This is a genomic window from Pedobacter sp. 01N416, assembly GCF_056399685.1.
In genome coordinates this window covers 1-1,354 of sequence record NZ_JBFTRT010000864.1, presented here as the reverse complement: position 1 = coordinate 1,354, position 1,354 = coordinate 1, and the positions used below count along the sequence as shown (strand labels likewise).

2 protein-coding genes are annotated in these 1,354 nt (G+C 37.1%); both read right to left on the bottom strand.

The window, feature by feature from the left end; genetic code table 11:
- Positions 1-395: 395 nt before the first annotated feature.
- A complete protein-coding gene (locus tag AC1DND_RS27960) occupies positions 396-1,004 on the bottom strand; it encodes a hypothetical protein (RefSeq protein ID WP_477586127.1) in 609 nt (202 codons plus the stop codon).
- A 142-nt stretch (positions 1,005-1,146) separates the two neighbouring features.
- Positions 1,147-1,354, bottom strand: a 208-nt coding sequence (locus AC1DND_RS27955) for a hypothetical protein (protein ID WP_477586125.1), incomplete at its 5' end; no start/stop codon positions are given.

Below are 1,354 nucleotides of genomic sequence, written 5' to 3'. Positions count from 1 at the left end.
GTCCAAAGGACTCCTGTGGAGAGCGTAGTCGAAGACTTCTTAAGATTGATAAATCGCAAATAAATGCCCTTCGACTACGCTACCATTGACAGACCCCAGTAGAAAAATCGTCATTGCGAGGAACGAAGATAACCGAACGAAGCGAGCTCATGAATGCCTTTAAAAACAACTGCAAAAATGAATAATCTTAATGCGCACGCTGGTAGCGATCGTTGTAAGATTGCTTCGTCGGCTGAAAAAGCCTTCTCGCAATGACGATTCTTCGAAGCCTAGTCCTCTTAAAAACTTTTCCCTTTTTTATCATTTTTAAGTAAATGGCACATTTGGAATCAATAATTTCTTCATGCGTATTTTTTAATTAAAACACTTGAACACTTTATTCAGAAATAAGATTACTATTTAGCACTAATCGAAGCTTTTAGTGGGATTTCTAAATTTTTTATAGCACCAATTGGAGCAACCTTAATTGATCTGTTTCCTTTGGATAGGTAGAAATAATAAATACTATTTGTGGCGATCAAATAAATGTCTTCAGATTCACCGTTCGAATAATTCAGCTTGCGGTCGTATTGGAGTTCGTTATTGCGGATGTGTTTTGATAAGTTTTTCCCTTGTCCAAGTCCGATTCCCAAAAACAGTGATAGGAGCCCAATGGCAAAAACAATAGTGAAAAGTTTCGAAAAATGATTTCCTACTTCCTCTTCACTAAGTGTTTCAGGATTTTTTAGGCCAGAAAGATTTTGTGCCCACTTTTTATCCCTTCGCTTTGCCAGATAGGTCGGGTAAGCATAAGCGAGGATAATAAAACCTGTCGTAACGATTAATACCGCCGGATGAGCTGTTAGTGTTGCCACCGGACTGATTAATACATCCATAATCGTGGTGTACTTTAAAATGTTTATACCAATCTGATAGTAAAAAATGCTTTCTTTTAATATCCCCATCACCACAAGGAACAGGTAACCATACGGCAATAACTTTTGTAAGTTTTCAGAGAGTTWCATTTGCTAATGATGTTATTTAGTCTAGAGGTAAACTTTGTTTTGAATGCAAAATAGAAAAAATAACTGTCTCTATTGGTTGTTTGTGTAATAAGCAAAATTATTGGGCAGAATGATTTACTTTTAAACCCCAATCTCCTACCATTTATTGAACTGAGGATGGAACAAGGGCAACAATTTCTTCTGTTGCGGTTTCTATCTGGCTAACATCTGTTTGGGTGGCAGCAAAACGATCGATAGTCAAATTTGGTGCTTTGCCCATAATCAGCGTATGGCGATTGGTATTGCCTTTGAGTTTTAATGTRCTATTGTCGAGAATTTCAGTATATAAACCTTCGCTACTGGTATTGATG